This is a genomic window from Kineococcus indalonis (assembly GCF_009906395.1).
Classification (GTDB): Bacteria; Actinomycetota; Actinomycetes; order Actinomycetales; family Kineococcaceae; genus Kineococcus; species Kineococcus indalonis.
The window spans coordinates 1-6,164 of record NZ_JAAALM010000222.1 but is presented as its reverse complement, the minus strand read 5'-3'; the positions used below and the strand labels follow the sequence as shown (position 1 = coordinate 6,164).

General features: G+C 75.5%; 5 protein-coding genes and 1 pseudogene. 3 read left to right on the top strand and 3 right to left on the bottom strand.

Going from position 1 to position 6,164, the window contains the following annotated elements:
• Positions 1 to 506: 506 nt before the first annotated feature.
• Positions 507 to 826 (bottom strand): annotated as a pseudogene (locus tag GTR00_RS26365) (helix-turn-helix domain-containing protein); the annotation flags it as partial.
• On the bottom strand, positions 823 to 2,019 hold the full coding sequence (locus tag GTR00_RS25790; protein ID WP_166611846.1) for a helix-turn-helix domain-containing protein: 1,197 nt from the start codon (positions 2,017 to 2,019) through the stop codon (positions 823 to 825). The pseudogene GTR00_RS26365 and the gene GTR00_RS25790, both read right to left, overlap by 4 nt.
• Before the next feature lie 126 nt (positions 2,020 to 2,145).
• Here GTR00_RS25790 and GTR00_RS11940 point away from each other — a divergent pair, with 126 nt between their 5' ends.
• The 3 genes from GTR00_RS11940 to GTR00_RS11930 are packed head-to-tail and all read left to right on the top strand — an operon-like array spanning position 2,146 to position 5,460.
• Positions 2,146 to 2,994: a nitrilase-related carbon-nitrogen hydrolase gene (locus GTR00_RS11940; protein ID WP_166611845.1), complete on the top strand. Its 849-nt coding sequence runs from the start codon at positions 2,146 to 2,148 to the stop codon at positions 2,992 to 2,994.
• Positions 2,991 to 4,406 carry a dihydropyrimidinase gene (gene hydA / locus GTR00_RS11935; protein WP_166611844.1) on the top strand — a complete coding sequence of 472 codons (1,416 nt, stop codon included), beginning with the start codon at positions 2,991 to 2,993 and terminating at the stop codon, positions 4,404 to 4,406. The genes GTR00_RS11940 and hydA overlap by 4 nt, the downstream gene beginning before the upstream one ends.
• Before the next feature lie 13 nt (positions 4,407 to 4,419).
• On the top strand, positions 4,420 to 5,460 hold the full coding sequence (locus GTR00_RS11930; protein ID WP_166611843.1) for a TIGR03842 family LLM class F420-dependent oxidoreductase: 1,041 nt from the start codon (positions 4,420 to 4,422) through the stop codon (positions 5,458 to 5,460).
• 40 nt (positions 5,461 to 5,500) lie between these two features.
• Here GTR00_RS11930 and GTR00_RS11925 read toward each other — a convergent pair.
• A partial coding sequence (locus GTR00_RS11925; RefSeq protein WP_205705631.1) for a TetR/AcrR family transcriptional regulator occupies positions 5,501 to 6,164 on the bottom strand: 664 nt, incomplete at its 5' end.

Genomic DNA, 6,164 nt, shown 5'->3' with positions numbered 1-6,164 from the left:
CGGGAGCACCGGTCGGCCGACGGGGTGGGCATCAGGACGCAAGCGCCGAGCACGGCTGCGACGTGGACCGCGCGGCTACCGGCGAAGACCAGGTCGGCGGCCCCCCACCGGCCGACCAGCTCGGCCGGCGAGTTCCCCCGCACCAGCCAGGGGAACGGGTCCACGGTCAGCGGCGCGGTGCCGAAGAGGCCCAGCGCCACCACCAGGACCGCTCGGGCCCACCGCCGGCCGGAGGACGTCCGCTGCACCACCAGCACGGCGGCGGTGAACACGACGAGCCGGACGGCCACGCCGGTGAGGGCGCCACCGCCCGTCCGCCCGTCCGCCCGTCCGCCCGTCCGCCCGTCCACCAGGACCAGCGCGGTCTCGAACACCCCCGCACCGATCGCGACGAACCACGTCGTGCGCGCTCCTCCGACGACCCCGGCGCCCGCTGCCCTCGCCGCCAGCCGCTCCTGCTCGGCCCGCGGGTCGGGCAGGGTCTCCTCCACGCACGACCACCCCTGCCCTCCGCCGCGGCGGCCGGCGGCGAGCGCAGCGGGTGCGTCGCGGACGACCCCGTGCACCGCCCGGAACGCACGGGCGAACGCCTCGCTGGAGCCGTACCCGCAGCGCACGGCGATGCTCAGCAGGTCCTCGCCGCCGCTCACGACGTCGGCCGCGGCGAGGGTCTGCGGCGGCGGCGCACGCACTGCGACAGCGGCATGCCGGCCAGGGAGGAGAACACCCGGCGCAGGTGGTGCTCGGTGGCGCCGAGCGCGCGGGCCCACCCTGCGACGTCGACCTCCCCGGCGCGGTCGGCCGTGGAGCAGCCGGGGCGCCTCAGCCCTCCGGGCGCGCCCCGCGCCGCCAGGCCGCCACGGCCAGCAGCAGCACCGCCGCCTGCTGCGGGACGGTGACGTCCAGCCCGGTGCACTCGCCCACGCGCCGCAGCCGGTTGAGCACCGTGTTGCGGTGGCAGTAGGTGCGCGCGGCCGTCTCGGCCACCGACCCGGTCGCGGCGAAGGCGTCGAGCACCTCCAGGAGCCGGTCGCGCTCGGGGGGCGCTGCGAGCAGCAGGTCCCCGAGCACCTCGCGGGCCACGTCCTCGCCGACCGGCCCCAGCTGGGTGACGGCGACGTCGAGCGCGACCTGCGCCAGCCGCGCGGGGCCGGCGGACCCGGGGGCCAGCGCGAGCGCGACCTGCTCGGCCACCCGCACCGCGCGCGGCACGCGCGCCAGGCCGCGCGCCAGGGGGCCCACCGCGCACGGCACCGCCTGCAGGGGCGCCGGCACGGCGGGCGCGCCCCGGCCCTCCAGGGGCCAGGCCCCGCGGGGGCGGTGCCCGACCACGAGGGTGCCGGAGCGGTGGTCGGTCAGCCGCAGCGCGCCGGGGTGGCGCAGCAGGGGTTCCAGCGCACCGCGCGCGCGGGGGGGCACCAGGGCGACGAAGACGTCGTCGGAGCGGCCGGCGCCGAGCACCGCGGCGGCACCGGCCAGCAGCTCGGGGTCCTCCCCGTCGGAGTCCAGGAAGGCGGCCAGGATGCGGCGTCGGTCGCGCTCGCGGTCGTAGGCCAGCGCGGTGGCCGCCTCGTGGTAACCGACCTGGACGTCGGCGGAGTGCTCCTCGACCGCCTGCCACAGCCGCACCGGCAGCGTCACCGCGCCGGCCAGCGCCTGCGGGGGCAGCCGCTCGGCCAGCTCCTCCCACACCACCCGGAAGTGCAGCCGGGTGCCGGTCGTCACCGCGGACAGCGGCACGTCCAGCGCGGCGCGGTCGCGGCCGACGTCGCGCGAGAGCTGCACCAGGCGCTCGGGCACCGGCAGGTCCACCAGGCGGCGCAGGACGCGCTCGTAGGTGTTCACCGCGTCGCGCAGCAGGACCTCGCGGGCCACCGCGCCGTCGGAGTAGGGCACCACCTGCACCAGCTGGGACAGGAACCGCTCGGCCAGGCGGTCCACGTCGCCGAGCAGCTCCAGCAGCAGCGAGCGCACCGCGGCGGAGACCGCGGTTTCCCCCCGGTTTCCGGTGTTGTGCACGTGCACACCATACGGGGCCCATCGCGCGGCAGCGGGTTCTTGCCGCCGCCGACCGGGCGCGGCGATGCTGCTCGGACCCCGCGGGGAACCCGCCGGGGCGACTCCCCCGAACCCCAGGAGCTCGCGATGACGACGGTGCGTGTCGCGCTGGTCCAGACGTCCTGGACCGGCGACCAGGAGACCATGGTCGAGGTCCACGAGCAGTACGCCCACCAGGCCGCCGACGCCGGCGCACAGGTGATCTGCTTCCAGGAGCTCTTCCACGGGCCGTACTTCGGGCAGGTGCAGGACGCCGCCTACTACGAGTACGCGCAGGCGGTCCCCGGGCCGATCGTGCAGCGCTTCCGGTCCACCGCCGCCGAGACGGGCATGGTCATGGTGCTGCCGGTGTACGAGGAGGAGCAGCCGGGCGTCCTGTACAACACCGCGGCCGTCGTCGACGCCGACGGCAGGTACCTCGGCAAGTACCGCAAGCACCACATCCCGCACCTGGACCGCTTCTGGGAGAAGTTCTACTTCCGCCCGGGGAACCTGGGCTACCCCGTGTTCGACACCGCCGTGGGGCGCATCGGCGTCTACATCTGCTACGACCGGCACTTCCCCGAGGGCTGGCGCGCCCTGGGCCTGGCCGGGGCGGAGATCGTGTTCAACCCCAACGCCTCCAAGCCGGGGCAGTCCAACCGGTTGTGGGAGCTGGAGCAGCCCACCGCCGCGGCCGCCAACGGGTACTTCGTGGCCGTGCCGAACCGGGTGGGGCGCGAGGCCGGGGAGTTCGGGGAGGACGCCGTGGACTTCTACGGCACCTCCTACGTCGTGGACCCGCGCGGGAACTTCGTCGGGGACAAGGGCAGCAGCACCTCCGAGGAGCTGCTGATCCGCGACCTGGACATGGACCTGATCCGGCAGGCGCGCAGCGACTGGCAGTTCTACCGCGACCGCCGCCCGGACTCCTACGGCGACCTGGTGCGGCCGTGAGGACGCTGATCTCCGGCGGGACCCTCGTCACCGCGACCGGGGCCGCGCCCACCGACGTCCTCGTCGACGGCGAGACCGTGGCCGCGCTGCTCTCCCCGGGAACGGGCGCGGAGCTCGCCGTGGACGCGCGCATCGACGCCACCGGCTGCTACGTGCTGCCCGGCGGGGTGGACGTGCACACGCACATGCAGATGCCGTTCGGCGGCACCGAGGCCTCCGACACGTTCGAGACCGGCACCCGGGCAGCGGCGTTCGGCGGGACCACGACCATCGTGGACTTCGCCGTGCAGCGCACCGGGGAGGTCGTCGAGGCGGCCCTGGAGTCCTGGCACGCCAAGGCGGCCGGCAACTGCGCCGTCGACTACGGGTTCCACGTGATCCTGGGCGGGGTGGACGAGGACTCCCTGAAGGCGATGGACTCCCTCGTCGCGCACGAGGGGGTCACCAGCTTCAAGCTGTTCATGGCGTACCCGGGGGTGTTCTACTCCGACGACGGGCAGATCCTGCGGGCCATGCAGCGCGCCACCGACAACGGCGCGCTGGTGATGATGCACGCGGAGAACGGCACCGCCATCGACGTGCTCGTGCAGCAGGCCCTGGCGCGCGGGGACACCGACCCGGTGTTCCACGGCCTGACCCGGCCGGCGGCGCTGGAGGCGGAGGCGACCAACCGCGCCATCGCCCTGGCCGAGGTGGCCGGCGGCACGCCGCTGTACGTGGTGCACGTCTCCGCCTCGCAGGCGCTGGAACGCATCGCGCGGGCGCGCACCACCGGCGCCAACGTCTTCGCCGAGACCTGCCCGCAGTACCTGTACCTGACGCTGGAGGACCACCTCGGCGCCGGCGGCCCGGGCAGCTTCGAGGGCGCCAAGTACGCCTGCTCCACGCCGCTGCGCTCCAAGCGCGAGCCCCACGCGGCGGACCTGTGGCGCGGCCTGCGCACCGACGACCTCGCCGTGGTCTCCACCGACCACTGCCCCTTCTGCTTCAACGACCAGAAGGAGCTCGGCCGCGGGGACTTCTCGAAGATCCCCAACGGCATGGGCGGGGTGGAGCACCGGATGGACCTGGTGCACCAGGGCGTCGTCGACGGGCACCTGTCGCTGCAGCGCTGGGTGGAGACGTGCGCCACCACGCCCGCGCGGTTGTTCGGCATGTACCCCAGGAAGGGCACCATCGCGCCCGGCTCGGACGCCGACGTCGTGCTCTACGACCCGGCCGGCACCACGCGCATCAGCGCGGCCACGCACCACATGAACATCGACTACTCCGCGTTCGAGGGTTTCGAGCTCAGGGGCGCGGTGCGCACCGTGCTCTCGCGCGGCAGCGTCGTCGTCGACCGCGGCACCTGGAAGGGCTCGCCCGGGCACGGGCGCTACGTGCCCCGCGGCCTGTCGCAGTACCTGCGCTGAGGGAGGAGGGACCGTGGACTTCGGAGTCGTCCTGCAGACCACCCCGCCGTCGGCCCGGGTGGTGGAGCTGTCCCGGCAGGCCGAGGCGTACGGGTTCAGCCACGTGTGGACCTTCGACTCCCACGTGCTGTGGGAGGAGCCGTACGTGATCCACTCGGCGATCCTGCAGGCCACCCGCAAGGTGGTCGTGGGGCCGATGGTCACCAACCCCGCCACCCGCGAGTGGTCGGTGACCGCCTCGACGTACGCCACGCTGAACGAGATGTACGGCCCGCGCACCATCTGCGGCATCGGCCGCGGGGACTCCGCCGTGCGCACCCTGTCGGGGGAGCCGACCACCCTGGCCACGCTGCGCGAGTCGGTGCACGTCATCCGGGAGCTGGCCAACGGGCGCCCCGTGGAGCACCGCGGGCGCACGGTGCGGCTGCCGTGGGCGACGGCGACGAACCCGGCCAACCGCACGCAGGTGTGGGTCGCCGCGTACGGGCCCAAGGCGCTGCAGCTGACCGGGGAGGTCGCCGACGGGTTCATCCTGCAGCTGGCCGACCCCGACGTCGCCGCCTGGACCATCAAGGCGGTCAAGGAGGCCGCCGAGCGCGCCGGGCGCGACCCGGCCGAGGTGAAGGTGTGCGTGGCGGCCCCCGCCTACGTCACCGACGGCTCGGCCGGCGCGCTGGAGCACGCCCGCGAGCAGTGCCGCTGGTTCGGCGGCATGGTCGGCAACCACGTCGCCGACCTCGTCGAGCGCTACGGCCCCGGCGGGGGCGTGCCCACCGCGCTGAGCGACTACGTCGCCGGGCGGGAGGGCTACGACTACAACCAGCACGGCCGGGCCGGCAACACCCACGCCGCGTTCGTGCCCGACGCGGTCGTGGACCGGTTCTGCGTGCTCGGCGACACCGCGCACCACGTGCAGCGCCTGCGCGACCTGCGCTCGCTGGGCGTGGACCAGTTCGCGGTGTACCTGCAGCACGACGCCAAGGAGCAGACGCTGCGCGCCTACGGCGACGTGGTGGTGCCCGCCCTGGCGCCGCCCGCCGTCGCCGTCTCGTGAGGGGCGCCCGGCCGGGGGTCCCCGGCCCCGGCCGGGGCCTTCAGGCGGGGCCTCCGGGCGGGGTCCTCGGCGGGGGTCCCGGGCGCGCGTACACCGCGCGCAGCCACACCGCCAGCAGCAGGTCCACCACGTGCTCCGCGTCCACCGACGGCCCGGTGCCGGCGTAGCAGGACTCCAGCACCCGCTCGTTCATGGAGTTCAGCAGCACCGCCAGGTCCCGGGCCGGCGGACCCGGCGGGGCGGCCCCGCGCGCCCGCTCGGCCTCGACCAGCGCGGCGGTCTCGGCCGCGAAACCCTCCATGACGCCGGACCACACCTCGCGCACCGCCGGGCTGGTGGCGCGCGCCTGCGCGGCGGCCACGGTGACGGCGCGGTGCGCGGAGAACGCCCCGTGCACCGCGGCGATGACCCCGCGCAGCAGGGCCGCGGGCTCCTCGCCCGCTGCGGCGGTGCGCGGCCGGCGCGCCCGCGCCTCGGCCACCACCCGGTCCAGCAGCGCCAGCAGCACCTCCTCCTTGGAGGAGAAGTAGAAGTAGAACGTCGGGCGCGAGATGCCCGCCCCGCGCGCCAGGTCGTCCACCGAGACGGCGGCGTACCCGCGCTCGTCCAGCAGCCGCTCGGCGGTCTCCAGGATGGCGCGCCGGCGGTCGTCGCCGGAGGGGCGCGCGGCGCCGCGCCGGCCGCGGGCGGGCGCGGGCGGGAGG

Excerpts from the sequence above, each read along its gene's own strand:
- GTR00_RS11940 (WP_166611845.1), top strand. The coding sequence starts at position 2,146 with ATGACGACGGTGCGTGTCGCGCTGGTCCAGACGTCCTGGACCGGCGAC.